A 26,075-nucleotide genomic window follows, 5' to 3' on the forward strand; every position below is an offset into this window, starting at 1 on the left:
TAGGAAAAAATTTCGCAGAAGGAACCCTCGGCAACCGCGATAGCGGCGTGCTTGGAGCATTTATGGTTTCTTCACCAAAATGCCCATACCATCGGACCCTCAACGGTGGGAGGCCCCACCAATCGCTGACCGCCGACAGGTCCGACGAGGGGTCTTGAACACCAACATCGACCGATATCTGCTGGCGGAAAAGGCCGGAACCGAAGGCGTCTGGGATTGGGACCTGCGCAGCGACACGCTGTACCTCTCCCCCCGCTTCAAGGATTTCCTTGGGCTGCCGCCGGGCGATTCCAGCCGCGAATCCAACCGGCCGAACGACTGGCTTTCGCTGGTCCATCCGGAGGACGTCGACTGGCTGCATGCCTCGTTCGAGGCGCAGATGGTCGGGCTGTCCGTCCCCTTCCAGATCGAACACCGTGTCCGCCGCGCCGATGCGTCCGCTGCGGCGAAGCCGCACTGGCGCTGGCTGGTCTGCCGCGGCATGGCGGTGATGGACGATTCGGGCGAGCCGATCAGGCTGGTCGGGTCGGTCGCCGACATCACCGACCGCAAGCATGCCGAACAGGAGCTGCGCCGCAGCGAGGAACGCTATGCGCTCGCCGCCGCGGCCAGCAACGACGGGCTCTACGACTGGGATCTGGTCACCGACCGCGTCTATTACTCGCCGCGCTGGGCCTCGCTTCTCGGGCTGTCGCCGGCGGACCTGACCGACGAGCCGCAGGAGTGGCTGGGCCGCATCCTTGCGGCCGACCGCGCCATCCTGACCGATGCGATGGCCTCCCTCGGCCGGGCTGAGCCCGAATCGGAAACCGGGGCGGAGGCGGCCTTCCAGGTCGAATACCGCATGCGCAACGCCGCCGGGGCGATCCGCTGGATGGCCTGCCGCGGCATCGCCGTTCTGGACGCCGCCGGCAAGCCGATCCGCCTCGTCGGCAGCCAGGCCGACGTGACCGACCGCAAGACCGCCGAGCAGCGCCTGCGCCAGAGCGAGGAGCGCTACGCCCTTGCCGCGGCCGGGGCCGCCGACGGGCTGTGGGACTGGCACATCGACAGCGGCGAGGTCTATTACTCGCCGCGCTGGAAGGCGATGCTCGGCTTCGAGGAGGCGGAGATCGCCGGCTCCGTCGACGAATGGTTCAACCGGGTCCTGCCGGGCGATCTCGACGGGCTGCGCACCGCCATCGGCCTGCATCTGGTCGGCGAACGTCCGCACCTGCAGCAGGAGTTCCGCATCCGCGGCAAGGGCGGACAGGAGATGTGGATGCTGGTGCGCGGGCTGGCCGTCCGCAACGACAAGGGCTTTGCGGTCCGCATGGCCGGCTCGATGACCGACATCACGGCGCGCAAGAAGGCCGAACAGCAGATCCTGTTCAACGCCGTCCACGACAGCATGACCGGCCTGCCGAACCGCACGCTTCTGCTGGACCGCATCGGGCAGGCGCTCGACCGCAACCGCCGTGCCGGCTCCCGTCCCTTCGCCACCATCATCATCGACCTCGACCGCTTCAAGGCGATCAACGACGCGCTCGGGACCAGCGCCGGCGACCGCATGCTGCGCATCGTCGCCGAGCGCCTGGATGTCAGCCGCCGCGTCGGCGATACGCTGGCCCGCCTGTCCGCCGACGAGTTCGCCGTGCTGGTGGATGAGATGGATGATGCCGGCGACGCGCTGGAGGCGGCGGAGCGGATGGCCCGCGCCATCTCCCGCCCGGTGACGCTGGCCGAGGGGCACGACGTGGTGCTGACCGCCTCCATCGGCGTGGCCTTGAGCCAGACCGGCTACGAGCGGGCGGAGGACATGCTGCGCGACGCCAGCCTCGCCATGTACCGCGCCAAGAGCGGCGGGCGGGCGCGCATCGACGTGTTCGACGCCAATCTGCGCCGGCAGGCGATGGCCGCGATGCGCATGGAGGCCGATCTGCGCGCCGCGCTGGAGCAGGGACAGCTCTGCCTGCATTACCAGCCCATCGTCCTGCTGGAGACCGGTGCCATCGCCGGCTTCGAAGCACTGATGCGCTGGAACCATCCAGACCGCGGTCTGGTGTCTCCGCTAGAGTTCATCCCGCTGGCCGAAGAGACCGGGCTGATCGCGCCGATGGGCCGCTGGGCGCTGGGACAGGCGGTGCGGCAGCTGGCGGCGTGGCAGGCGCGTTTCCCCAGGCCCGTGCCGCTGTTCATGAGCGTCAACGTCTCCACCCGCCAGTTCCGTGACGACGACATCGTCGGCGCCGTGCGCGACCTGCTGGACGCGGTGCCGATCCCGCCGTCCAGCCTGAAGCTGGAACTGACCGAAAGTCTGCTGGTCCAGGATCCGGACGAATGCCGGATGCTGATGCAGAGCCTGCGCGACATGGACGTGCGGCTGTCAATCGACGATTTCGGCACCGGCTATTCGTCGCTGGCCTATCTGCACAAGCTGCCGGTGGATGTGCTGAAGATCGACCGCAGCTTTGTCCGCGCGGTGTCGACGGGGGAGGGCAACGCCGCCATCGTCCAGGTCATCGCCGGGCTTGCCACCATTTTGCGGCTGGATTGCGTGGCGGAAGGGGTGGAAACGGCGGACGAAGCGGTGTATCTGCGCGGTCTGTGCCAATACGCCCAAGGCTACCACTTCGCCCGTCCCGCTCTGCCGGAAGCGGTGGAGCGGCTTCTGGCCGCCGAGGACGAGCACATCGCCCTGCCAGCATCGGCATAGAGCCGCTGCGAGCCGTCGTTATTTGGAGTTTCCGTGATGTCCGACCGCACCTGCGGTGAATGCACCCTGTGCTGCAAGCTGATGGGCGTGCCCGAGCTGAAGAAGCCCTCCGCCAAGTGGTGCGCCTCCTGCGATCAGGGCAAAGGCTGCTCGATCTACGAGGAGCGGCCGCAATCCTGCCGGAACTTCCAGTGCTTCTGGCTGATGGACGAGAATTTCCCCGACGAGTTCCGCCCCGACCGCATCCACGCGCTGGCCGCCTTCAACGACGTGAAGGACAGCTGCGTCCTGCATGTCGATCCCGCCAAGCCGCGCGCCATGGGCAGCCCCGAAGTGCAGGCGCTGACCGATGCGTTGCTGAAGGTCTACTCGAAGGTGTTTTTCCTCTGCGGCAAGGAAAGCGCGATGATGCAGCGCTGAGGGGGGCAGGGGGGCGTTGCCGGGCGAAGGTCCGCCCCCCGCTTCGGTTACCGTTGAAGGCCGCTGTTGTGGACGTTCACCGCGTCCTCGATGCCGACTGCCAGCATGCGGGCGACGCAGTCGTATCCGGCGTCGTTCCCATGGACGCCGTCCGGCCCGATCAGGTCGGCCATGGTCATCCCACGGGTCTCCACCAGCGACCGCATCACGTCGAAGCGGTGGAAGAGCCCGATGCGGTTATCGGCGGCGATCCCGGCGATGCGGGTCAGCATCGGGGCGACGCCGGTCTTTTCCAGCATCTTCGGGGAATATTGCAGGTCTATCAGCACCACCTCGACACCGGCGGCGCGCAGCCGCGCCACGCCCTGTCGGACCACTCGTTCGCTCAAGGACTGGTCGCCGTCGCGCAGCACCGTGTTCGCACCCACCTGCCAGATCACCAGATCCGGCTTGGCAGCCAGCGCATCGGCCTCGATCCGCTTTTCGGTCTGGTCGTCGGTCTCGCCGTTGATCCCGCGGTTGAGGACCGCGATGTCGGCGTTGCGGAACCGCTCGCTCAGGTAATGGTCGAGCCGGGCCGGATAGGCCTTGTCCGGCGCACTCGCCCCCGCCCCGGCGGTGGAGGAGGAGCCGATGGCGACGATGCGGATCGGCACGCCCGTCGCGATGCGCTGCGACAGTTGCGTCAGCGGGATCGACAGGGCTGACTCGCTCCGCGGAAGCTGGCAGTTGGCGGATGCCGCGGACTCTGCTGCCCGTGCCGGAACGGAAACGGCCAGGTTGGCGATGGTCAGAGTGGCGATCAGCGACAGGATGCGGACGGCGGACGGCAGGACAGACCTCAATTGCTCGCTCCGGTGCGCCGGCCGATCGACAGAGGGTCGATCATCGTCGCGACGCTTTGTGCCAGCAATTGTCCGATGCATTGGTGAACGAATTCATAAGAGCGCCGTTTCGCCTCGTCCGATTCGTCGGCGAAATCGACCCGGCCGTCCTCCACCCAATGCCGCATGATGTCGTAGCGGGGGAAGTGGAAGACGTCGGAACTCTGGGATAGCCAGGACATATAGGACACGTAGGGGGCGAAGTCGATCAGCTGCGCGGTGTGCATGCTGTACTGCATGTCCATGATGACGATGTCGGCGCCGCGGCGCTGGACCTCGGCAATGCCCGACTGCAGAGCCGTGCCGAAACTCTCCAGATCCAGGCTGCGCATGGCGTCGACCGTGCCGGTCTGCCAGACGACCAGTGCCGGCCGCTGGTCCTCCACCGCCTGGGTCAGCGGGGCGACCATCGCCGGGGCCGCTTCGCCGGGAAGGCTCAGCACGGCGGTGCTGACCTCGCGGCCGGGAAGGCGGCGCTTCAATTCGCTTTCAAGCCGGGCGGGATAGCCGACGATGCCAGGCTTGGGCGGGGATTTCGCGGAATGGACGACCAGCACCGACAGGGGCCGGCCGGCGGCCAGCTGCGCCGACACCCGCGGCAGACCGCTGCCGGGGGCGAGGACGGACTCCGGCACGGCACAGGCGGGATCGACGGAGGGGACAGCGGGCTGGCCGGCCAGGAGACGATCCGGCGAAGCGAACAGCGCGGCCGCCAGCAGGATCGCCGTGACGGTCAGCAATCGCCGCCCCCGCCCTTGCCCCTGCCTTTTCGCCATGCACCCCTCATGTGCCCATCTTCGTGGTGGCTGCAACCCGGTGGCGCCGTGCCCGCTCCGCCGACTGGTACCAGTTCAGGAAGCGCGCCATCAGCACCATCATGGCGATGCCCAGCACCGTAACAAGGAACTGGGCGGAAAGCGAGCCGCTGACATGGACCAGCACCGTCTGACCGGCGAAGGACAGCAGCACGCCCAGGCAGAACACATGCAGCGACTGCTTCCCGCAGGCGAGCAACGGGGTGGCCAGCGGTCCGCGCAGCCAGGACGCCCCCGCCGGCACCAGCCACAGCACCAGATAGGCCAGCGCGAAGAAATGCAGCAGGCGCAGCGGGTCGAGGTCGGTCTTGCTGATGGGATAGAGGATCTCGGTCAGCCACACCGGGATCAGCGCGTGCAGCGGGGCGAATTTCCAGGACAGCGTCAGGAACAGGCTTGCCAGCAGGACGGCCCCGGCGGCGGCCGCCACCGGCCGGCGGAAGCGGGTCAGTGTCGTCCGAAGATCCGGCTGGAATTGCAGCGACGCGCCCAGCACGAACAGGAACTGCCAGGTGAAGGGGTTGAAGTACCAGACGCCGCCGTCCGGATATGTCGGCAGGTTCCACCCCCACTGCCGCGCCGCCAGATAGAGCGCCGCCGATCCCGCCAGCACCCCCAGCGGCCGGCGGCGCAGGGCCGGCAGGAGAAGCGCCATCGCCAGCAGAAGCACGATGTAGAGCGGCAGCACATCCAGGTTCGCCGGCCGGAATTTCAGCAGGATGGCCTGGGTCAGTGCGGTGACCGGGTCCTGGAAATAGCCGGCGATGCCCATTTCCTCCGCGAACAGCGGACTGTCGAAGGCGCGGGCGGTGTAGGCGATCTGCGCGGTGTAGGCGAAGAACAGGATGATGTAGGTGGCATACAGGGTCCAGCAGCGGTGCAGCACCTGCGCCGCCGCCATCGGCATTCCCTGCCGGTCCAGCGTCCGGCCATAGACCAGGGCGGCGGTGTAGCCGGAGATGAAGACGAAGATCTCGGTGGCGTCGCTCAGCCCGAAATTGCGCGGTGTGGCCCACGAGATCTGGTTGGCAGGAATGTGGTTCACGAAGATGAACCACAGAGCCAGGCCGCGGAAGAAATCCAGCCGCAGGTCGCGTGCCGCCGTCTCGTTCCCGCTCTCCGTCGCAGTGCCTTCCCTCATGGCCGCGCCTTTCATGGCCGTTCCACCTGCAAGTGTCTGCTCCACCCTCATCAACAATTCAGCCGGGCCCGGTTCCCAGGGCGCGCGTTGCAAAAGATGGGGGTGCCGCCGCAGGAGTCGAGACATTAAGCGCCGAATGGGCCGGGAATGGGGTTGGGCATTTGTCGGAGGCAATGGTTGAATAGAACCCGCGGCTTCCCGCCGCAGCCTTAAACCTCTGAAATACAGACCTCAATTCCCGTTCGCACTTGATCCGGACCGTTTGTTTCCTGCATAATCCGGACAGCAAAAGAAAGCTGGGGCGGATCGGCCGGAAGGCCGGCGGCAAACCCGGATGGACGGGAGGAAACGCACACCAACGACGGGAAGTCGCGGGACCGGACGGGGGCGCTTTGCGCCGGCGCCTGTCGGTCCCGCGGTTCCCCGCAGTGCGCTGTCCGGGTCGGTCGAGCGTGCATCCCACTCATTCCCCCTTTCCCCGCTCACCCGGTTTCGTCCGGTCCCGTGAGGGACCGGGCCTTGACGGGTGCGGCCCGGCCGCCTCCAGCGCGGGGGTGTCCGCCGGTCCGGCGACAAGAACGCATAACGAGAATGGACAAGGGAGCTTCTGGATGAAACGTCGTGCATTTCTGACCTCCGCCGGTGTGGGCGTCGCCGCCAGCACGCTTGCCGCCCCCGCCATCGCCCAGTCCGCGCCCGAGATCAAGTGGCGCTGCGCCTCCAGCTTCCCCAAGAGCCTCGACACCATCTACGGTGGTGCGGAGTTCGTGGCGAAGCGCGTGGCCGAGCTGACGGACGGCAAGTTCCAGATCCGCGTCTTCGCGGCTGGCGAAATCGTTCCGGCGCTCCAGGTTCTGGACGCGGTCAAGGACGGCACGATCGAGTGCGGCCACACCGTCTCCTACTATTACGTCGGCAAGGATCCGACCTTCGCCTTCGACGCGGCGATGCCGTTCGGCCTGAACGCGCGCCAGCAGAACGCCTGGATGACCCATGGCGGCGGCAAGGAGCTGATGGCGGAGTTCTTCGCCGGCCACAACCTCGTCGCCATCGGCGCCGGCAACACCGGCACCCAGATGGGCGGCTGGTTCCGCAAGGAAATCAAGACCGTCGAAGACCTGAAGGGCCTGAAGTTCCGCATCGGCGGCTACGCCGGCACCATCATGGCCAAGCTGGGCGTCGTACCGCAGCAGATCGGCGGCGGCGACATCTATCCGGCGCTGGAGAAGGGCACCATCGACGGCGCCGAGTTCGTCGGCCCCTACGACGACGAGAAGCTCGGCTTCCAGAAGGTCGCCAAATACTACTATTATCCCGGCTGGTGGGAAGGCGGCCCGCAGGTCTCCATGCTGTTCGGCAAGGAGAAGTTCGAATCGCTGCCGCCGACCTACAAGGCGGCGCTTCAGGCGGCCTGCGCCGACGCCACGCTGGACATGCTGGGCAAGTACGATGTCCAGAACATGACCGCGCTGAAGCGTCTGGTCGCCGGCGGCACCCAGCTGCGTCCCTTCCCGAACGAGGTGATGCAGGCCTGCTATCAGGCCGCCATCGAGGTGTACGAGGACGAGGCGGCGAAGAACGAGAAGTTCCGCAAGGTCTACGACGCGTGGAAGAAGTTCCGCGAGGAGGAGTATCTGTGGTTCCGCGTCGCCGAATACAGCTTCGACCGCTTCGTCTACGCGGCCCCGCCGCTTGAGAAGAAGAAGTAAGAAACTCCTTGGGAGGGGGTGAGTTTCCGCCCCCTTCCTCGCGACTCCTAAACCTCGATCACCAGCCCATCGTAAGCCGGCTCGACCCCCTCCGGCAGAATCCGCCGCAGGCTGCCGTAGTCCATCGTGTTGTCCATGTGGGTCAGATAGGCCCGCCGCGGCTTCACCCGCGCGATCCATTCCAGCGTCAGCGCCAGATGCGCATGCACGGGATGCGGCGGCTCCAGCCGGCCGCAATCGACCACCCAGGTGTCGATCCCCGCCAGCGCCTCGAACGCCCGGTCGTCCAGCCGCACCACGTCGGTCGAATAGGCGAAGCTGCCGAACCGGTAGCCGACCGTCCGCATATAGCCGTGGTCCTGCTCGAATGGCGTGATCTCCATCCCCCTGACGCTGAACGGCCCGTCGATCCGGTGGCTGTTCAACACCGGCCGGTAGAAGGGATAGCCTTCCGGCAGCGGATCGAAGCAGTAGGGGAAGCGCACCTCGATGTCGCGCAGATGCTCGTCCCAGCCATAGGCGTCGATCGGCGCATGCATGTGGCGGCAGATCTCGCGCAGCTCGTCGATGCCGTGGCAATGGTCGGCATGCTGGTGCGTCCACAGCACGGCGTCCAGCCGCGCGCAGCCGCTGTCGAGCAGCTGCTGCCGCAGGTCGGGAGAGGTATCGACCAGCACCGACACGCCGTCCCGCTCGACCAGAACCGACGGGCGCATGCGCCGGTTCTTCGGGTTGGCAGGGTCGCAGCGGCCCCACTGGCCGCCGGGCACACCGGCGATCACCGGCACGCCGCGCGATCCGCCGCAGCCAAGGACGGTTACGCGCGCAGCACCGGGCGATGCGCCGGCTTCGCTCATGCAGCGGCCTTGTTCTGGACGGCCTTGTCGAACAGGCGGAAGAAGTTGTCGGTGGTGACGCGGGCCAGTTCCTCCGCCGACACGCCCTTCACCTCCGCCACGCAGGCCGCGGTGTGGGCGACATAGGCCGGCTCGTTGCGCTTGCCGCGGAAGGGGATCGGCGCCAGATAGGGCGCGTCGGTCTCCACCAGGATGCGGTCGAGCGGCACGTCCTTCACGATGGCGCGCAGCTCTTCCGACTTCTTGAAGGTGACGATCCCCGACAGCGACAGGGTGAAGCCGTACTCCACCGCCTCCTCGGCCAGCGCCCGGCCGGAGCTGAAGCAGTGCAGCAGCCCCTTCACCGGCTGGCCGGCCGCTTCCTCCTTGACGATGCGCATGGTGTCGTCGTCGGCGTCGCGGGTGTGAATGATCAGCGGCAGGCCGGTTTCCAGGCTGGCGCGGATGTGCCGGCGGAAACACTCCTGCTGCTGGTCGCGCGGGCTTTTGTCGTAGAAATAGTCGAGCCCGGTTTCGCCCAGCCCGATCACCTTGGGATGGCGCGACAGCTCGACCAGCCTGTCGACGGTGGTGATGGCGAACTCCTCCGCCGCCTGGTGAGGATGGACCCCCACCGTGCAGAGGATGTCGTCATAGCGTTCCGCCACCGCCAGGATGCGGTCGAAGCGGCTGATGTAGGTGCAGATGGTGACCATCCGCCCGATGCCGGCCTGCCGGGCGCGGTCGACGACCGCATCCAGCTCTTCGGCGAAATCGGGAAAGTCGAGATGGCAATGGCTGTCGACGAGCATACTGGGAACTCAGACCTTCGGTTCTTCGACGTAACGCGGGAAGACGCCCTGTGGCGTCGGCAGCGGCGTACCGGCGGCCAGCGTCCCCGACGGACCCAGCGTGCCGAAGCCGCGCGCGTCCGGACCCAGCGCCAGCAGGTCGAGGATCTTGGCGGAGGCGTCGGGCATCACCGGCTGGGTCAGGATCGCCAGATGGCGGATCGTCTCGGCCAGCACATAGAGCACGGTCGCCATGCGCGCCGGATCGGTCTTCTTCAGCGCCCATGGCGCCTGTTCGTCGACATAGCGGTTGGCGTCGCCGACCACGGCCCAGATGGCGTCGAGCGCCTTGTGGAAGGCCTGCGCCTTGATCTCCGCGCGCACGATGTCCAGCATGCCGTAGGCCGAGCCGAGCAGGGCGTTGTCGGCCTCGGTGAAAGCGCCCGGCGTCGGCACGGCGGCGCCGCAGTTCTTGCCGATCATCGACAGCACGCGCTGCACGAGGTTGCCGTAATCGTTGGCGAGGTTGCCGTTGATCCGGTTGACCATCTGCTTATGCGAGAAGTCGCCGTCATTGCCGAACGGCACTTCGCGCAGCAGGAAATAGCGGGTCTGGTCGAGGCCGTAGGTGTTGACCAGCGAGTCCGGGGCGATGACGTTGCCCAGCGACTTCGACATCTTCTGGCCTTCGATGGTCCACCAGCCATGGGCGAACACGCGGCGGGGCGGCTGGAGGCCGGCGGCCATCAGGAAGGCCGGCCAGTAGACGGCGTGGAAGCGCAGGATGTCCTTGCCGACCATGTGCAGGTCGGCCGGCCAGTATTTGGCATAGTCGCCGGTGGTGTTGGGATAGCCGACGGCGGTGATGTAGTTCGCCAGCGCGTCGAGCCAGACATACATGATGTGGGCGTCGTCGCCCGGCACCGGGATGCCCCACTTGAAGGTGGTGCGGCTGACCGACAAATCCTTCAGGCCCGACTTGACGAAGGACATCACCTCGTTGCGCTTGCCGGCCGGCGCGATGAAATCGGGGTTCTGTTCGTAGAACTCGATCAGCCGGTCCTGCCAGGCCGAGAGCTTGAAGAAATAGGACGGCTCCTCGACCCATTCGCACTCGGCGCCGGTCGGGGCGATCTTCTTGCCCTCGGCATTGGTGGTCAGTTCGTCTTCGCCATAGAAGGCTTCGTCGCGGACCGAGTACCAGCCGGCGTAGGAGCCGAGATAGATCTCGCCGCGATCCTTCAGAACCGTCCACAGCGCCTGCACCGACTTGACGTGCCGCGGCTCGGTGGTGCGGATGAAGTCGTCGTTGGAATAGTTCATCAGCGACACGAGATCGCGGAAGTTCTGCGACACCCGGTCGGTGAATTCCTGCGGCGCGATGCCGGCCTTCTCCGCCGACTTCTCCACCTTCTGGCCGTGCTCGTCGGTGCCGGTCAGGAACTTCACGTCATAGCCGTCGAGGCGCATGAACCGGGCGAGGACGTCGCAGGCAAGCGTCGTGTAGGCGTGGCCGATGTGCGGCACGTCGTTCACGTAATAGATCGGCGTCGTCAGGTAGAAGGTCTTCGGCCCGGCCATTTGCGGCACTTTCTTTCAAGTCAGGTTCAACCGGCAGGTTCTGAAATAACCCTAGGCGGCTGCCGTTTCCAGCGCCGACAGGGCGTTCAGGACCACCTGCTTGCGGTCCAGGTTTGCGGATTCCGCGCGCGCGAAAAGACGCTGAACCTTTTCCCACACCTCCACCCAACGTTCAAGACCGCGGGCGTTCGCCAATCGGGTCATCAGGGCGGCCTCGCCCGGCACCACCTCCGCCGGCCAGGAGCCGCGGGCGAGCGAGCGGGCGAAGCGGGCGAGCCACCAGACCAGCAGTTCGGTCGCCGTCTCGAACATCCCGTCATCTTGGCGGCGGGTCAGCTTGTCGCCGAAGGCATGCGCCGCGACGATGTCGATGCGCGGCAGGTCGGACAGCAGCCCGATCATCTCGCGGTAGAGCGCAAGGCCGCCGGCGTCGGCAAGGTCGATGGCGCGGCCGACGCTGCCCTCCGACAGGCGGGCCAGCGCCGGGCGGTCGTCGGCGGCGATGTCGGGCCGGTGCTGGCCCAGCAGGTCGATCACCGTGTCTTCGGCCAGCGGCTTCAGCGTCAGCTTGCGGCAGCGCGAGCGGATGGTCGGCAGCATGCCGCCGGGATTGTCGCTGACCAGCAGCAGCAGGGCGCCGGGCGGCGGCTCCTCCAAGATCTTCAGGATGGCGTTCAGACCGCTGAGATTCATGCGGTCGGCGCCGTCGATCACCGCGACGCGCCAGCCGCCCTCCGCCGAGGTGCGGCGCAGGAAGGGGCCGATCTTGCGCACGTCGTCGACGGCGATGTCGCGCTTCAGCCGGCCCTTCTTTTCGTCGCGCTGGCGTTCGATGGTCAGCATGTCGGCATGGCCGCCCGACGCCACCCGGCGGAACACCGGATGGTCGGGGCCGATGTGCAACGAGGTGACCGGCGCCGCGCCCCCCAGGGAGTCACCGAACAGGCTGTCGCCGGGCGGCTCCTGGGCCAGGACGAACCGGGCGAAGCGGAAGGCCAGCGTCGCCTTGCCGATGCCCGGCGTGCCGCCGATCAGCCAGGCATGCGGCAGCCGACCGGAGTTCCAGGCCTCCAGCAGCAGCCGTTCCGCCTCGTCATGCCCGACGAGGTCCGGGTTGCGCCGCGGGGCGAGTGCCTCTTCGGCGGCTGGGCCCGCCGGGGCAGGGGTGCGCGCCTTGCTCACGAGACCAGCCCCAGGCGGGTGGCGACGGTGTCCCAGATGCGCGCCTGCACGGTATTGAGGTCGGCGTCGGCATCGACCACGGCGCAGCGCTGCGGCTCCCGCCGCGCGATGTCGAGAAAGCCGTCGCGCAGCCGCTGGTGGAAGCCGATGTCCATCCGCTCATAGCGGTCCTCGCCGCCATGGCGCGCCACGGCGCGGCGCAGGCCGGTCTCCACGTCGATGTCGAGGATCAATGTCAGGTCGGGACGGAAGCCGCCGAGCGCCGCCGTCTGCAAGGTCTCGACCAGATCGCGCCCCAGCCCCAGCCCATAACCCTGATAGGCCATGGTGCTGTCGAAGAAGCGGTCGCACAGCACCCAGCTTCCGGTCTCCAGCGCCGGCCACACCGTGCGCTCCAGATGGTCGCGGCGGGCGGCGGTGTGCAGCAGGGCTTCGGTGGTCGCGCTCCAGCGGCCGGTCTCGCCGGTCACCAGCAGGCCGCGGATCTCCTCCGCGCCGGGCGATCCGCCCGGCTCCCTCGTCGTCACAAGCTCGACGTCGCGGGCGTGCAGGGAGACGCGCAGGCTGTCGGCCAGACGGCGCAGCTGCGTCGACTTGCCGGCCCCTTCGCCGCCTTCCAGCGTGATGAAGCGGCCGCGTGCGGGAGAGGTCGGCATCGTCGTCACGGTCACAGGCTGTTGCCGAAGACGAGATACTTGGCGGCGGCGAAGGCGCGGCCGAACATGCCGGCCTTTGGTACGTCCTGGGCTGCCACCAATGGCACCTCCTTGCCCGGGAAGCCGGGGGCGGAGATCACCAGCTTGCCGACCGTGTCGCCCTTCTTGATCGGGGCGGCCACCGGGGCGCTGCTGACCAGCGACACCTTCATGCCGGGGCGGTCGGCACGGGCCATCGTCACGCTCAGGTTCTGCGGCACGGTGACCGGGACCATGTCCTGCTCGCCCAGCCAGACCGGCACCTGCTCGATGGTCTCGCCGCCCTTGTAGAGGGTGTAGGAGGCGAATTCGCGGAAGCCCCACTCGATCAGCCGGGCCGATTCGTCGGCGCGCGCCTGCATGTTGGGCAAGCCGTTGACCACCAGCAGCAGCCGGCGCCCCTCACGCTCGCCCGATGCGGTCAGACCATAACCGCCGGCGTCGGTGTGTCCGGTCTTCAGCCCGTCGACATTCATGTTGCGGTAGAGCAGCGGGTTGCGGTTGCCCTGGGTGATGCCGTGATACTTGAACTCCCGGATCGAATCGTACTTGTAGAATTCGGGGAAGTCCTTGATCAGCCGTTCGGCCAGAAGCGCCAGATCGCGGGCGGTCATATAATGGTTGGGGTCGGGCCAGCCGGTGGCATTGGCGAAGTTGCTGTTCTTCAGCCCCAACTCCTTCGCGCGCTTGGTCGCCTGTTCGGCGAAGGACTGCTCCGACCCGGCCAGCCCCTCGGCCAGCACGATGCAGGCGTCGTTGCCGGACTGGACGATCATGCCCTTCAGCAGGTCGTCGACCTTGATGTTGTTGTGAAGCTCGACGAACATCTTCGAGCCCTGCATCCGCCAGGCCCGCTCGCTGACCGGCAGGGTGCTCTCCAGCGTCAGGCGGCCGCCCTTGATCGCCTCGAACACCATGTAGGCGGTCATGATCTTGCTCATCGACGAGGGCGCCATGCGCTCGTCGGCGTTCTTCTCGAACAGCACGGTGTCAGAGGTCAGATCGACAAGGATCGCCTGCTTGGCGATGGTGTCGAGGGTCGCGGCCTGGACCGAGACCGCGGTGAAGCCGGCGCCAATCGTGGCCCCGGCCATCGCTATTCCGGCCGCCATTCCGATCGAGGCAGCAACGGAACGGCCGAAAACGGCACACAGGCGGACGACAACAGCGTTCATGGCAACAATCCTCCAAGGGCACTCGGTACAGGCATAGGGTCGCTGGCGCGCATAAGGAGCGGCCGGGGGTGGTGTCGGGTGGCCGGATCAATCCACCACGATTTTGGCCTCCGTAAGGCCGGCCTGGATGATCTGGTTCAACAGGGTATCCGCCCTGTCGACGCTGTCCAGCGGTCCGACGCGGACGCGGTGCAGGGTCAGGCCGGCGGTCCGCGTCTGGCTGACGCTGGCGCGTTGGCCGATGGACGACAGGCGGGCGCGGGCCTTCGCCACATTCTCCTCGCTGCCGAAGGCGCCGACCTGCACATAGATGGCCTCCTGCGCCTTCACCGGCAATTGCGCCACCACCGGGGCCGGCACGAAGCGGCCCTCCGCCATACTGCCGGCGACGGTGGCCGGCGGCGGGATCGGCGCGCCGACCACCGCCGGGCGGGGCGCACCGGTGGAGGCGGCGAGAGTCGTCGCCGGCCCGGACGGCCCGCTCACCTCGATCCGGCCGCGCGGGGCGGCCTTCGGCGGCGGACCGTCGACCTCGGCCAGCAGCGGGGCGGGCGTGCCCTGGCGCGCGGCGGCGGCGATGGCCCGGCTTTCCTCCGCCAGGATCTGCACACGTACCTTGGCGGTGCCGGGACCGTCGAAACCCAGCAGCTGGGCGCCGCGGCGCGACATGTCGATGATGCGGCCGTTGGCGTAGGGGCCGCGGTCGTTGACCCGCACCACGATGGAGCGGCCGTTGTCCAGATTGGTGACCCGCACCAGGCTCGGCATCGGCAGCGTCTTGTGCGCGGCGGTCAACTCGTTCTGGTCGTAGATCTCGCCGTTGGCTGTGTTTTTCTCATGGAAGCCGGGGCCGTACCATGAGGCGATGCCGGTCTCGTCGTAGCTGAAATCTTCTTTGGGATAATACCAGACACCGTTGATCTGGTAGGGCTTTCCCACCTTGTAGACGCCGCTGGTCGGAAGGCCCGGGCCGGTGCCGGCGGGCTTCTGCGCGCAGGCGGCGAGCGCTGCCACGCCGACCAGCACGACGACCCTGCTCACCCCGCGCCAGCGACGCATCCGCCAATTTCCTTCTTTCCCCGACCCGGCCCGACCGCCAAGGCGGCGGCACTCTAGCGGAGTGGCACCGCCGCGCCAATGGCTCGAACGCGGCGGCGATACGATGACACAGCCTGCACGCGGGTCGAACCGTCAGGGGGCGGGGAACGGGCTTTCGGTGCGGCCCATCAGCCAATAGGCGGTCAGCCCGATCCACTCGCGCACCGCGTCGTCCAGGATCACTAGATTCTGCCCGAACTCGAAGCGCAGCAACGGCTTGGCGCCCGTCCGGGTGCGGTAGTCGACGGGGTAGGGGATCATCTCCCACCCGATGGCGCGGAAGATGCCGACCGACCGCGGCATGTGCATGGCCGACGTGACGAGGACCCAGCGTTCGCCCGGCGCCGGCTTGACCATCTCCTTGCTGAAGACCGCATTCTCCCAGGTGTTGCGGGATTCAGCCTCATAGAGCACACGGTCGGCGGGAATGCCGGCCTGGAGCAGGGCGGCGCGGGCGGTCACGTCCTCCTTCAGGTCCGGCGCCAGCAGCCGGCCCGATCCGCCGGTGAAGACGGCCTTGGCCTCTGGATGACGGCGGACGAGGTCGGCGAAGCCCAGGATCCGCTCGGCGGCGTCGTTCAGCGACGGATCGCCGCGGTCGGCGGTGATCGGCGGGTTGAGGGCACCGCCCAGCATGATGATCCCGTCGATCCGCCCCTCGGGCACCAATCGCGGGAAGCGGTTCTCCAGCGGCAGGGCGACCAGCGCACCGAGACCCGTGTACATCACCAGCAGAAGCAGCACCGCCGCCAGCGTGACCAGCCGCCGTCCGGCGCGCTGCCAGCGCCGCGTCCGCAGCAGCAGTGCGCCCAGCGCCACCGCCAGCACCAGGGCATTGCCGGGCGCAAAGACGCCCCACAGCAGCTTCGACAGGATGAAGGACATCGCCGGCAGGCTCACGATGGTGGACGGGAGGGCGGACCATAAGCGCGGCGGTCGGGGCATGGCAACCGCGCCGGCCCCGCTGCCGTCAGCCGCCGACCGGCGTGCACAGCTCCACCAGCGTGCCGTCGGGGCAGCGGATGAAGGACACCGTCTGCCCCCACGGCATGGCTTTCGGCGGTGCCAGTTCGCTGGCGCCGGCGGCGAGCGCCGTGGCGTGCGCCGCCTCCACGTCGCCGGTGACCAGCGCGATCTCGACGCCCAGCGGCTTCTCGCTAGCGCTGGCGAAGACATAGCCGGCGGGGTGGTGCGACAGCGCCAGCTCCTGGCTGGCGAAGGACAGGGTGGTGGAGCCGGTGTCCAGCTCGCCATAGTCGCCCGTCTCGGCGAGGAAGCGCCGGTTCAGGCCGAACGCCTTTTCGAAGAAAGCCAGCGACGCCGAGACATCGGGAACATAGAGGATCGTGTAGCCGAACTTCATGGAGGCTCTCGCTGGTTATGGGTTCCGGACGGAGGACCGTATCACTCCGCGGCGCGGCGGTATCCCCATACCGACGCCGGCGGCAGATTTCTCACGGTGAAGCCCAGCCGCTCTCCGGTCAGCCCCAGCGCCTCGCGGTTCAGCGGCGAATGCGGCATGAAGCTGTAGAGCAGGAAGCGCCCGCCCGGCCGCAGGATGCGGAAGGTGGCGTCCAGCACCTCGCGCTGGAACTCCAGCGGGAAGGTGATCATCGGGATGCCGATCACCACCGTGCCGACCTTGCCGCATAGCGCCTCGCCCAGCAGTTCCGGCGCCTTGCGGCAGTCGTCGGCGATGACGGTGACGGCGGGGCAGCGGGCGCGCAGATGGCGGGCGAGCTCCGGGTCGACCTCGAAGCTGTAGAGCCGGTCGGCCGGAATGCCGGCCTCCAGCATCGCCGCGGTGATCGGGCCGGTACCGCCGCCGAATTCGACCACCGCTTCGTCGGGGTCGCGCCGAATCTCGCGGGTGATTCGTCGGCGCAGCGCCTGGGAAGAGGGAGCGACCGACCCCATCGCCCAGGGATCGGCCAGCCATCGGCGGAAGAACAGCCAGGACTCGGAAAGCGGGGCGGATGCCGTCTCGGTCATGTGGGCCTCCCTGGATCGGGTCGGCCCTCACCCGTCGCTGCGGGGGGCCGTCCTAATTCAGAGTTGCTGCCAGAAGTTGGTGACCTGCGTATGACAGGCTGCTCGCCACCAGCGTCAAAAACACCAGCGCTGCGGCGGTCAGCCCCAGCCCGATGCCGATGGCGCCGCCGTCGCGCTCGATCAGCCCCAGCGAGATCAGCACCAGCGCGAAGCCCGGCAGCCAGCCGGTCAGCGGCAGCGGCACGATACAGGTCAGCGTCAGGATGAACAGCAGCAGACCGAACCAGCGCTCCTCGTCGATGCGGGCGAGGCGGTGCAGCCGCGGCTTCAGCATCCGCTCGATCCACACCAGCCGCGGCATGGCGGCGTCGAGCGTCCGCGCCGCCAGGCGGGTGCCGATGGAGCGGCGCAGCAGCCAGTCCGGCAGCCCGGCCCCACGCCGGCCGAAGGCCATCTGCGCGGTGTAGAGCACGATGGGCAGGTCGAACAGGCAGGATACGCCGAGCGGCACCGGGGCGATGGTCGGCAGCGCCAGCGCCAGCAGGATGGTGCCGAGCGAGCGGTCGCCCAGAGCCCGGATCAGGTCGCCCAGTGTAACCCGTCCCGCCGGCAGATTGGCGCGGAAGCGGGCGAGCACGTCGGATGTCCGCTCCTCCTCCTCGCCGTCGCAGACGGTGGGCAAGGCGATGGTGCCGTCATGCTCCATTTCCGCCCGCTCCATCTCCGCTTGGCCGTTGGCGCCGGAGCCGTCGATGTGGCGGCGGGCGTTCAAACGCCGGCCTCCGCCGCGGCGCTCTCGTAGAGTTCGAGCGCCTCCAGCCAGGTCTCCTCCGCGGTTGCCAGCTTCTTCTCCACCGTGCCCAGCTCGATCTGCAGCTTGGTCAGCTTGTCGGACGGGCCGGTATAGAGCGAGGGGTCGGACATCTTCGCCTCGATCTTGCGCTTTTCCTCGCTCAGCTTGGTCACCAGCGCCTCGGCGTCGGTGGCCTTGCGCTTCAGCGGGGCAAGTGCGGTGCGCGCCTCGGCGGCGGCGCGGCGCTGGTCCTTCTTGTTAGGGCCGGCGTCGCGGTCGGCTCCACCCTTCGCCACTGCCCGTTCCGCCTTGGCGCGGTCGAGCAGATAGCGGCGGTAGTCGTCCAGATCGCCGTCATAGGCCTGCACCGTGCCGTCGGCGACCAGCAGCAGCCGGTCCACCGTCATCTCGATCAGGTGGGGATCGTGGCTGATGATGATGACGGCGCCGGGGAAATCGTTGATCGCCTCGATCAGGGCTTCGCGGCTGTCGATGTCCAGATGGTTGGTCGGTTCGTCCAGCATCAGGATGTGCGGGACTTCCCGGCTCATCAGCGCCAGCAGGAGCCGCGCCTTCTCCCCGCCGGATAGGCTGGAGATCTTGGTCTCCGCCTTCACCTGCGGGAAGCCGAAGCGGCCGAGATGGGCGCGCACCTTCTCCTCCAGCGCCAACGGCATGATGCGCTGGGTCTGCTGGATCGGCGTCAGCGACAGGTCCAGCTCCTCGGCCTGATGCTGGGCGAAATAGCCGATGCGCAGCTTGGACGGGCGCCGCATCTCGCCGGCCATCGGTTGGAGCCGGTTGGCCAGCAGCTTGACCAGCGTCGACTTGCCGTTGCCATTGGCACCCAGGAGGCCGATGCGGTCCTCCATGTCGATGCGCAGGTTGACCCGCCGCAGGATCACCTTGTCGCCATAGCCGATGCTGACTCCCTCCAGCGCGATCAGCGGCGGCGCCAGCTCGTCCGGGGCGGGGAAGTTGAAGACGACCTCGGGATCGTCCTCCATCAGCGTGATCGACTCCATCTTCTCCAGCAGCTTCAGGCGGCTCTGCGCTTGGCGGGCCTTGCTGGCCTTGAAGCGGAAGCGGTCGACATAGGCCATCATGTGCTTGCGCCGCGCGTCCTGCTTGGCTGCCATCGAGGCCAGCCGTTCCTGGTTGGCGCGACGCTGCGCCAGGAATTGGTCGTAATTGCCGCTGTAGGTGACGAGCTTGCCCTGGTCGATGTGGATCGTCGTGGTCGGCACCGCGTTCAACAGCTCGCGGTCGTGGCTGACCAGCAGGATGGTGTGCGGATAGTTCTTCAGATAGCCCTCGAGCCAGATGGTGGCTTCAAGGTCGAGGTGGTTGGTCGGCTCGTCCAGCAGAAGCAGGTCGGGGCGGGAGAACAGCACGCCGGCCAGCGCCACGCGCATCCGCCAGCCACCGGAGAAGTCGGAGCAGGGCCGTTGCTGCGCTTCGGCGTCGAAGCCCAGGCCGGACAGCACCTGCGCCGCGCGCGACGGGGCGGAATGCGCCTCGATGTCGGCGAGCCTTGCGTGGACCTCGCCGATGCGCATCGGGTCGGTGACGGTCTCCGCCTCCGCCAGCAGGGCGGTGCGTTCTGTGTCGGCGGCCAGCACGGCGTCGATCAGCGTGGTCGGGCCGCTGGGGGCCTCCTGAGCCACCATGCCCATCCGCATGCCGGCCGGCAGAGTGATGGCGCCGGCATCCGTTTGCAGCTGGCCCGAGATCAGCTTCAGCAGGGTCGATTTCCCGGTGCCGTTGCGTCCGACCAGCGCCACGCGATGCCCCTTGGGCACCACCGCCGTCGCATGGTCGAACAACACTCGGCCGCCGAAGCGGAAGGTCAGGTCATTGATGTGCAGCATAGCGCGCGAGGATGTAGCACGAGGGGCCGCCGATTTGAAGCGGGGCAGGGCGGATGGCGCGCGAATGGCACGGCTTTGTCCCGCGCAGGGCAGCCCGTTCCGCCCTGCTTCGGCTTGGTGCCGGTCATCATGTTTGTTTGAACACGACCAATTCAAGGAACGGAATCGCCACCCGTTCTTTTTTAATTGAACGTTCAATCAATAAAAACCACGCTGACTCCGGCAATCGAATTGCTGCCATTCACTGCACCCTCTGGACCTCGGATCAGGGAGACGCGACATGACGCGGTTCGGACGTCTGGCCCATTATATCCACGGCCGTCCCATCGAAGACGAGGGAGCGGAGCGTTTCGCCACCGTCAACCCGGCGACCGGGGAGGTGTTGGCCGAGGTTGCGCAAGCGACATCCGCGGACGTGGACCGCGCCGTCGACAGCGCGCGGGCCGGGCAGGCGGTGTGGGGGGCGATGACGGCGATGGAGCGCGCACGGGTGCTGCGCCGGGCCGTTGCCCTGCTGCGTGAGCGCAACGACGCGCTGGCGGAAATCGAAACGCTCGACACCGGCAAGCCGCTGAGCGAGACGCGCGCGGTCGACATCGTCACCGGTGCCGACGTGCTGGAATATTACGCCGGTCTGGCCCCGGCGCTGGAAGGGCGGCAGATCCCGCTGCGTCCGACCTCCTTCGTCTACACCCGGCGCGAGCCGCTGGGCGTGGTCGCCGGGATCGGCGCCTGGAACTACCCGATCCAGATCGCGCTGTGGAAATCGGCCCCGGCGCTGGCCGCCGGCAACGCCATGATCTTCAAGCCAAGCGAGGTGACGCCGCTGACCGCGCTGCATCTGGCGGCGATCTACGGCGAGGCCGGGCTGCCCGCTGGCGTGTTCAACGTCGTCCAGGGCGATGGCCGGGTCGGCGCCCTGCTGGCCGCCCATCCCGGCATTGAGAAGCTGTCCTTTACCGGCGGGGTGGAGACCGGCAAGCGGGTGATGGCCGCGGCCGGCGGATCGACGCTGAAGGAGGTGACGATGGAGCTTGGCGGAAAGTCGCCGCTGATCGTCTTCGCCGACGCCGACCTCGACCGCGCCGCCGACATCGCCATGATGGCGAACTTCTACAGCTCTGGTCAGGTCTGTACCAACGGCACCCGCGTGTTCATCCACCGCAGCATCGCCGCGGCGTTCGAAGAGCGGCTGATGGTCCGGGTGCGCCGCATCCGCATGGGCGATCCGCTGGATCCCGACACCAATTTCGGCCCGCTCGCCAGCTTCCCCCACCGCGACAAGGTGTTGCGCTACATCGAGGCCGGCAAGGCGGAGGGCGCGCGGCTGCTGGCCGGCGGCGGGGTTCCGGAAGGCGCCGCCTTCTCGCGCGGCGCCTATGTGGCGCCCACCGTCTTTACCGACTGCCACGACGGCATGACCATCGTGCGTGAGGAGATTTTCGGTCCTGTCCTGTCGATCCTGACCTTCGACGAGGAGGAAGAGGTCGTCGCGCGCGCCAACGCCACCAGCTACGGCCTCGCCGCCGGGCTGGTCACCAGCGATCTGGCCCGCGCCCACCGAGTGATCCACCGGATGGAGGCCGGCATCTGCTGGATCAACGCCTGGGGCGAATCGCCGCCGGAGATGCCGGTCGGCGGCTACAAGCAGTCGGGCATCGGCCGCGAGAACGGCGTCGAGACGCTCGACCATTACACCCGCATCAAATCGGTTCAGGTCGAGTTGGGTGCCTACTCGTCGGTGTTCTGAGCCCGCTTTTCAGAGAAGGCCGCTTTTTTAAAGAAGGGGTGTTCGATGTCGAACCAACCGACCTCCGGGGCCGCTGCGCCGGAGAACGGCGCCGCTATGCCCGCCGCCACATCCTCCTTCGCCGCCGCGGTGCGCGAGTATGACTACATCATCGTCGGCGCCGGTTCGGCGGGCAACGTGCTGGCCTGCCGCCTGACCGAGGATGCCGGCGTCAGCGTCCTGCTGCTGGAGGCCGGCGGACCCGACCACCGGCTCGACTACCGCACCCAGATGCCGGCGGCGCTGGCCTTCCCACTCCAGGGCCGCCGCTACAACTGGGCCTATGAGACCGAACCCGAACCGCACATGGACAACCGCCGGATGGAGTGCGGGCGCGGCAAGGGGCTGGGCGGGTCGTCGCTGATCAACGGCATGTGCTACATCCGCGGCAACGCGCTGGACTATGACGGCTGGGCCGGGCTGCCGGGTCTGGAGGACTGGAGCTATCTCGACTGCCTGCCCTATTTCCGCAAGGCGGAGACGCGGGACATCGGTCCCGACGCCTATCACGGTGGCGACGGCCCGCTGTTCGTCACCACCGCCAAGCCGGGCGTCAACCCGCTGTACGAGGCGATGGTGGAGGCGGGGGCGCAGGCCGGCTACGGCCGCACCGCCGACCTGAACGGCTACCGCCAGGAGGGCTTCGGTCCGATGGACCGCACGGTGACGGCGCAGGGGCGGCGGTGCAGCACGGCCCGTGGCTATCTCGACCGGGCACGGGAGCGGCCGGGGCTGACCATCGTTACCCACGCGCTGACCGACCGCATCCTGTTCGACGGACAGCGTGCCGTCGGCGTCGCCTATCTGCGCAACGGCACGCCGGTGACGGCTCGGGCGCGGCGGGAGGTGCTGCTGTGCGCCGGGGCCATCGCCTCGCCAGCGATCCTGCAACGGTCGGGGGTGGGGCCGTCGCCGCTGCTGCGCGAGCTGGGGGTGGAGACGGTGATCGACCTGCCGGGCGTCGGCGGCGATCTCCAGGACCATCTGGAGATGTACATCCAGTATCACTGCCGCCAGCCGGTCTCGCTCTATCCGGCGCTGAAATGGTGGAACCAGCCGGCCATCGGCGCCGAATGGCTGTTCCTGGGCACCGGCATCGGCGCCAGCAACCAGTTCGAGGCCGGCGGCTTCATCCGCACCGGCGACGACGTGCCCTGGCCCAACATCCAGTATCATTTCCTCCCCGTCGCCATCAGCTACAACGGCACCAACGCGGTGGAGGCGCACGGCTTCCAGGCCCATGTCGGCTCGATGCGCTCGCCCAGCAAGGGGCGCGTCCATGCCCGCTCCCGCGATCCGGGGCAGGCGCCCAGCATCCTGTTCAACTACATGGCCGATCCGCAGGACTGGCGGGAGTTCCGTGCCGGCATCCGCATCACGCGCGACATCATGCGCCAGCGCGCCCTGGCCCCCTATCGCGGCGAGGAGATCAGCCCCGGCGCCGATTGCGTCACCGATGCCGACCTTGACGCATTCGTCCGCCACCACGCCGAGACGGCCTACCACCCCTGCGGCACCTGCCGGATGGGGACCGACGACGGCGCGGTGGTGGACGGCCAGGGCCGGGTGCATGGGCTGGAGGGGCTGCGGGTCATCGACGCCTCGATCATGCCGCGGATCATCACCGGCAACCTGAACGCACCCACCATCATGATGGCGGAGAAGCTGGCCGACGCGGTGCGCGGCCGTCCGCCGCTGCCGCGCGCCGACGTGCCCTATTACGTCGCCGAGGCCGCCATGACGCAGAAGGAGATCCAGAAGGCCCAGCGACTGCGGGCCTGAAACACGCGTGCCTACAACGAAAACCACAAGCAAGGAGAACAGGGACATGGCCAAGACATTCGGTAAATTCTCTGCCGGTAAATTCTCCGCCGCCAAAGTCTCCACCCTGGCCGTCGGCCTGATGCTGGCGGCCGGGACGGTACAGGCTGCGGATCCGGCATCCTGCAAGGCGGTGCGGTTCGGCGACGTGGGATGGACCGACATCGCGGCGACGACGGCGCTCGCCTCCGTCACGCTGGATGCGCTCGGCTACAAGCCGACCACCAGCGTCTCGTCGGTGCCGGTCGTCTATCTGGGGCTGAAGACCAAGTCGCTGGACGTGTTCCTGGGCAACTGGATGCCCACCATGGAGACCTTCATCAAGCCGGTGCTGGAGGACGGCTCGGTCGAGGTGACGCGCGTCAACCTGGAGGGCGCCAAATACACGCTGGCCGTCCCCACCTATGCCGCCGAGGCCGGGCTGAAGAGCTTCAAGGATCTGGCGAAATACAAGGACAAGCTGGACGGCAAGATCTATGGCATCGAGGCCGGCAACGACGGCAACCTGATCATCGACAAGATGCTGAGGGCCGACGCCTTCGGGTTGAAGGACTTCAAGATGGTCGAGTCCAGCGAGGCTGGCATGCTGGCCGAGGTGAAGCGGGCGGTGCGGGCCAAGAAATGGATCGCCTTCCTGGGCTGGGCGCCGCATCCGATGAACAAGACGATGGACATCACCTATCTGTCCGACGGCGACGACTGGTTCGGCCCGAATTTCGGCGGCGCCACCGTCAGCACCAACGTGCGCAAGGGCTATGCCGCCGAATGTCCGAACATCGGCAAGTTCCTGTCCAATCTGGTCTTCACCGTGGAGATGGAAAACTCGGTGATGGACGGCATCATGAATGGCGGCCGCAAGCCCGAAGCGGTGGCGGCCGACTGGCTGAAGAAGAATCCCGCCGTCCTGAAGACCTGGCTGTCGGGCGTTACCACGCTGGACGGCAAGGACGGTCTGGCCGCCGCCCAGGCCAAGCTGGGCGCCGCCAAATCCTGACCTGACGCCTGCTTTCCCAAAGCCTCCTCGACTCCGGCCGCGCTGGGATGCCATCGCGGTCGTTTTTTTGCGAAGATCGGGGAACCCAGCCCCAAACGAACGCCTTGCCGCGCCGTGAAAGCGCCTCTATAAAGCCGCCCATCCGGCGCCCCGGTCATCCGGCGGCGCCTGCGAGTTTTTCAATCGGCGAAAAGCCCCATTCCCGCAGGAGTCACCACCATGGCCGTCGAACGGACCCTCTCGATCATCAAGCCCGATGCCACCCGCCGCAACCTGACCGGCAAGATCAACGCCAAGTTCGAAGACGGCGGCCTGCGCATCGTTGCCCAGAAGCGCGTCCAGCTGTCGAAGGCCCAGGCCGAGCAGTTCTACGGCGTGCACCGCGAGCGTCCGTTCTTCGGCGATCTGGTCTCCTTCATGATCTCCGGCCCGGTGGTCCTGCAGGTCCTGGAAGGCGAGAACGCCATTGCCCGCAACCGCGAGATCATGGGCGCCACCAACCCGGCCAACGCCGCCGAAGGCACCATCCGCAAGGAGTTCGCCGAGTCGATCGAGGCCAACTCGGTCCACGGTTCGGACGCCCCGGAGACCGCCGCCCAGGAGATCGCCTTCTTCTTCGCCGGCATCGAGCTGGTGGGCTGATCTTTCAGGTCTGACCTCCCGTCAGGCTTGGCGAAAGGGCCGCTCCCGCGAGGGGGCGGCCTTTTTTGCGTTTTGCATCAGGCTCTGGCAGTATCTGGGGCCGTGAACCTTTTGCCCCGCAGATGCCGGGGTCGATCCCGACAGGAGTTGCCCGCGATGGAATCCCAATCCGCAAAGCCGATCATCGCGGCGCTGCTGCAACCGCTGCCGGTGCTGACCCAGCCGCAGGCCCGCAACGATCTGTCCGACGAATCCGTGGTGCGGCTGCTGGTCCGCCAGTTCATCGACCTCAGCCTGGGCGCGTTCAATCAGGTTCTCCAGGGCAACCTCGACCAGGATGAGGCGGTCGACGGCATCAACCGTCAGGCCGTCGCGCTAAACTCCGTCTTCCTCGGCACCAGCGGCTTCGAGACCGTCATCACCCACCCCTGGAATTCGCCGGACCAGCTCGGCGCCTTCCTGAAGGACGTGGTTGCGCTTGAGTATCCGGAAGACGACTGCGTCCGCGCCATGCTGATCCATCTGGCGACCCAGCTGATGCACGCGCTGCGCCTGCCCGACGAGGAGCGCAACGAGGAGGTCGAGGCGCTGACCCTCGACGCTGCCGACCTGCTGCTGGGTCGCGCTCCGGAAGACGACGACGAGATCGACATCGATATCGGCGTCTGACCTCACCCTGCCGGGGTCAAATTCACCTCGATCAGAACGGTATCCTCGACGAAATCGGCGCTGTGCCAAGCGCCGGGGTCGAAGCGGATGACCATGCCCGGCCGCAGGTCCACCGGCCCCGCTTCGCAGGTCAGCAGGGCGCGGCCTTCCACGACGATGACGAACTGCTCGTGCGGGTGGTCGTGGCGTGGGGCGGAAGTGCCGGCCTTGATGACGATGTGCTTCAGCGACGCGCCGGTACCGGGAAGGCTGCGGCGCTCCACCCCTTCGGCGGTCTGGGCCGGCAGATTGCTCCACGTAATCACGTCTGCCTTCGGGGTGCCCTCGGCGTTGGCCGGGGGAGTGGCCCCAGGAGTCATGGGCGGCATGGCATGGTCCTTTCGAAACCGGCCGGCTTTGGAACGGCAACTGGTGTTTACGTGTTCCGCGGCCTCCCGGATCTCCTCCCCATCGCCCCTACCGCTTCTGGCTGTCGCGGCTGT

At 67.6% G+C, this 26,075-nt stretch carries 24 protein-coding genes; 8 read left to right on the forward strand and 16 right to left on the reverse strand.

Going from position 1 to position 26,075, the window contains the following annotated elements:
- The first annotated feature begins 154 nt into the window (after window positions 1-154).
- Both VH569_RS25705 and VH569_RS25710 read left to right on the forward strand, forming a co-directional pair.
- Window positions 155-2,695 carry a sensor domain-containing protein gene (locus VH569_RS25705; RefSeq protein ID WP_423319032.1) on the forward strand — a complete coding sequence of 847 codons (2,541 nt, stop codon included), beginning with the start codon at window positions 155-157 and terminating at the stop codon, window positions 2,693-2,695.
- A 36-nt stretch (window positions 2,696-2,731) separates the two neighbouring features.
- Entirely contained in the window at window positions 2,732-3,115 is a 384-nt protein-coding gene (locus tag VH569_RS25710; protein ID WP_109096859.1) for a hypothetical protein, read from the forward strand.
- Between the two features lie 47 nt (window positions 3,116-3,162).
- Here the strand turns inward: VH569_RS25710 and VH569_RS25715 are convergent, their stop codons facing one another.
- The 3 genes from VH569_RS25715 to VH569_RS25725 are packed head-to-tail and all read right to left on the reverse strand — an operon-like array spanning window position 3,163 to window position 5,955.
- Window positions 3,163-3,960 (reverse strand): SGNH/GDSL hydrolase family protein, encoded by a 798-nt coding sequence (locus tag VH569_RS25715; protein WP_423319034.1) that lies wholly within the window; start codon window positions 3,958-3,960, stop codon window positions 3,163-3,165.
- Window positions 3,957-4,775 (reverse strand): hypothetical protein, encoded by an 819-nt coding sequence (locus tag VH569_RS25720; protein WP_423319036.1) that lies wholly within the window; start codon window positions 4,773-4,775, stop codon window positions 3,957-3,959. The genes VH569_RS25715 and VH569_RS25720 overlap by 4 nt, the downstream gene beginning before the upstream one ends.
- Before the next feature lie 7 nt (window positions 4,776-4,782).
- Window positions 4,783-5,955: an OpgC family protein gene (locus VH569_RS25725; protein WP_423319037.1), complete on the reverse strand. Its 1,173-nt coding sequence runs from the start codon at window positions 5,953-5,955 to the stop codon at window positions 4,783-4,785.
- Between the two features lie 611 nt (window positions 5,956-6,566).
- Between VH569_RS25725 and VH569_RS25730 the strand changes: the two genes are divergently transcribed.
- A complete protein-coding gene (locus VH569_RS25730) occupies window positions 6,567-7,664 on the forward strand; it encodes a TRAP transporter substrate-binding protein (RefSeq protein ID WP_377809150.1) in 1,098 nt (365 codons plus the stop codon).
- A 47-nt stretch (window positions 7,665-7,711) separates the two neighbouring features.
- On the opposite strand, the gene VH569_RS25735 is transcribed toward VH569_RS25730, so the two are convergent.
- The 12 genes from VH569_RS25735 to VH569_RS25790 form a co-directional block, all read right to left on the reverse strand.
- Window positions 7,712-8,521 (reverse strand): MBL fold metallo-hydrolase, encoded by an 810-nt coding sequence (locus VH569_RS25735; RefSeq protein WP_423319038.1) that lies wholly within the window; start codon window positions 8,519-8,521, stop codon window positions 7,712-7,714.
- Window positions 8,518-9,312: a TatD family hydrolase gene (locus tag VH569_RS25740; RefSeq protein ID WP_423319040.1), complete on the reverse strand. Its 795-nt coding sequence runs from the start codon at window positions 9,310-9,312 to the stop codon at window positions 8,518-8,520. Before VH569_RS25740 ends, VH569_RS25735 begins: the two co-directional genes overlap by 4 nt.
- A gap of 9 nt (window positions 9,313-9,321) precedes the next feature.
- The gene (metG, locus tag VH569_RS25745) at window positions 9,322-10,872 is read right to left on the reverse strand and encodes a methionine--tRNA ligase (RefSeq protein WP_423319042.1); all 1,551 of its coding nucleotides are present in this window, start codon (window positions 10,870-10,872) and stop codon (window positions 9,322-9,324) included.
- Window positions 10,873-10,923: 51 nt separating this feature from the next.
- Entirely contained in the window at window positions 10,924-12,054 is a 1,131-nt protein-coding gene (locus VH569_RS25750; RefSeq protein WP_423319044.1) for a DNA polymerase III subunit delta', read from the reverse strand.
- Window positions 12,051-12,710 (reverse strand): dTMP kinase, encoded by a 660-nt coding sequence (gene tmk, locus VH569_RS25755; protein WP_423319087.1) that lies wholly within the window; start codon window positions 12,708-12,710, stop codon window positions 12,051-12,053. Before tmk ends, VH569_RS25750 begins: the two co-directional genes overlap by 4 nt.
- 11 nt (window positions 12,711-12,721) lie before the next feature.
- Complete coding sequence (locus tag VH569_RS25760) at window positions 12,722-13,924, reverse strand: D-alanyl-D-alanine carboxypeptidase family protein (protein ID WP_423319045.1); 1,203 nt, start codon at window positions 13,922-13,924, stop codon at window positions 12,722-12,724.
- Between the two features lie 87 nt (window positions 13,925-14,011).
- Entirely contained in the window at window positions 14,012-14,983 is a 972-nt protein-coding gene (locus tag VH569_RS25765; protein WP_423319046.1) for a septal ring lytic transglycosylase RlpA family protein, read from the reverse strand.
- Between the two features lie 132 nt (window positions 14,984-15,115).
- On the reverse strand, window positions 15,116-15,907 hold the full coding sequence (locus VH569_RS25770) for a YdcF family protein (protein ID WP_423319047.1): 792 nt from the start codon (window positions 15,905-15,907) through the stop codon (window positions 15,116-15,118).
- Window positions 15,908-15,992: 85 nt separating this feature from the next.
- Window positions 15,993-16,385 carry a VOC family protein gene (locus tag VH569_RS25775; protein WP_423319049.1) on the reverse strand — a complete coding sequence of 131 codons (393 nt, stop codon included), beginning with the start codon at window positions 16,383-16,385 and terminating at the stop codon, window positions 15,993-15,995.
- A gap of 41 nt (window positions 16,386-16,426) precedes the next feature.
- On the reverse strand, window positions 16,427-17,014 hold the full coding sequence (locus VH569_RS25780; protein ID WP_423319051.1) for a class I SAM-dependent methyltransferase: 588 nt from the start codon (window positions 17,012-17,014) through the stop codon (window positions 16,427-16,429).
- A gap of 52 nt (window positions 17,015-17,066) precedes the next feature.
- Window positions 17,067-17,786, reverse strand: coding sequence for an exopolysaccharide biosynthesis protein (locus VH569_RS25785; protein WP_423319052.1), 720 nt, complete (start codon window positions 17,784-17,786; stop codon window positions 17,067-17,069).
- Window positions 17,783-19,678 (reverse strand): ABC-F family ATP-binding cassette domain-containing protein, encoded by a 1,896-nt coding sequence (locus VH569_RS25790; RefSeq protein ID WP_423319054.1) that lies wholly within the window; start codon window positions 19,676-19,678, stop codon window positions 17,783-17,785. Before VH569_RS25790 ends, VH569_RS25785 begins: the two co-directional genes overlap by 4 nt.
- A 280-nt stretch (window positions 19,679-19,958) precedes the next feature.
- Between VH569_RS25790 and betB the strand changes: the two genes are divergently transcribed.
- The 5 genes from betB (at window position 19,959) to VH569_RS25815 (ending at window position 25,593) form a co-directional block, all read left to right on the forward strand.
- Window positions 19,959-21,428: a betaine-aldehyde dehydrogenase gene (gene betB / locus VH569_RS25795; RefSeq protein WP_423319056.1), complete on the forward strand. Its 1,470-nt coding sequence runs from the start codon at window positions 19,959-19,961 to the stop codon at window positions 21,426-21,428.
- A gap of 96 nt (window positions 21,429-21,524) precedes the next feature.
- A complete protein-coding gene (betA, locus tag VH569_RS25800; RefSeq protein ID WP_423319089.1) occupies window positions 21,525-23,249 on the forward strand; it encodes a choline dehydrogenase in 1,725 nt (574 codons plus the stop codon).
- A 46-nt stretch (window positions 23,250-23,295) separates the two neighbouring features.
- Window positions 23,296-24,282, forward strand: coding sequence for a choline ABC transporter substrate-binding protein (locus VH569_RS25805; RefSeq protein WP_423319058.1), 987 nt, complete (start codon window positions 23,296-23,298; stop codon window positions 24,280-24,282).
- 219 nt (window positions 24,283-24,501) lie between these two features.
- Entirely contained in the window at window positions 24,502-24,924 is a 423-nt protein-coding gene (gene ndk / locus VH569_RS25810) for a nucleoside-diphosphate kinase (protein ID WP_012974418.1), read from the forward strand.
- Window positions 24,925-25,080: 156 nt separating this feature from the next.
- Window positions 25,081-25,593, forward strand: a complete 513-nt coding sequence (locus VH569_RS25815; protein WP_423319060.1) for a hypothetical protein — start codon at window positions 25,081-25,083, stop codon at window positions 25,591-25,593.
- A gap of 2 nt (window positions 25,594-25,595) precedes the next feature.
- Here the strand turns inward: VH569_RS25815 and VH569_RS25820 are convergent, their stop codons facing one another.
- On the reverse strand, window positions 25,596-25,961 hold the full coding sequence (locus VH569_RS25820) for a cupin domain-containing protein (RefSeq protein ID WP_423319061.1): 366 nt from the start codon (window positions 25,959-25,961) through the stop codon (window positions 25,596-25,598).
- Window positions 25,962-26,075 lie beyond the last annotated feature (114 nt).

Origin of the sequence: Azospirillum sp. 11R-A, from assembly GCF_049472615.1 — a bacterium.
Taxonomy (GTDB): domain Bacteria; phylum Pseudomonadota; class Alphaproteobacteria; order Azospirillales; family Azospirillaceae; genus Azospirillum; species Azospirillum palustre.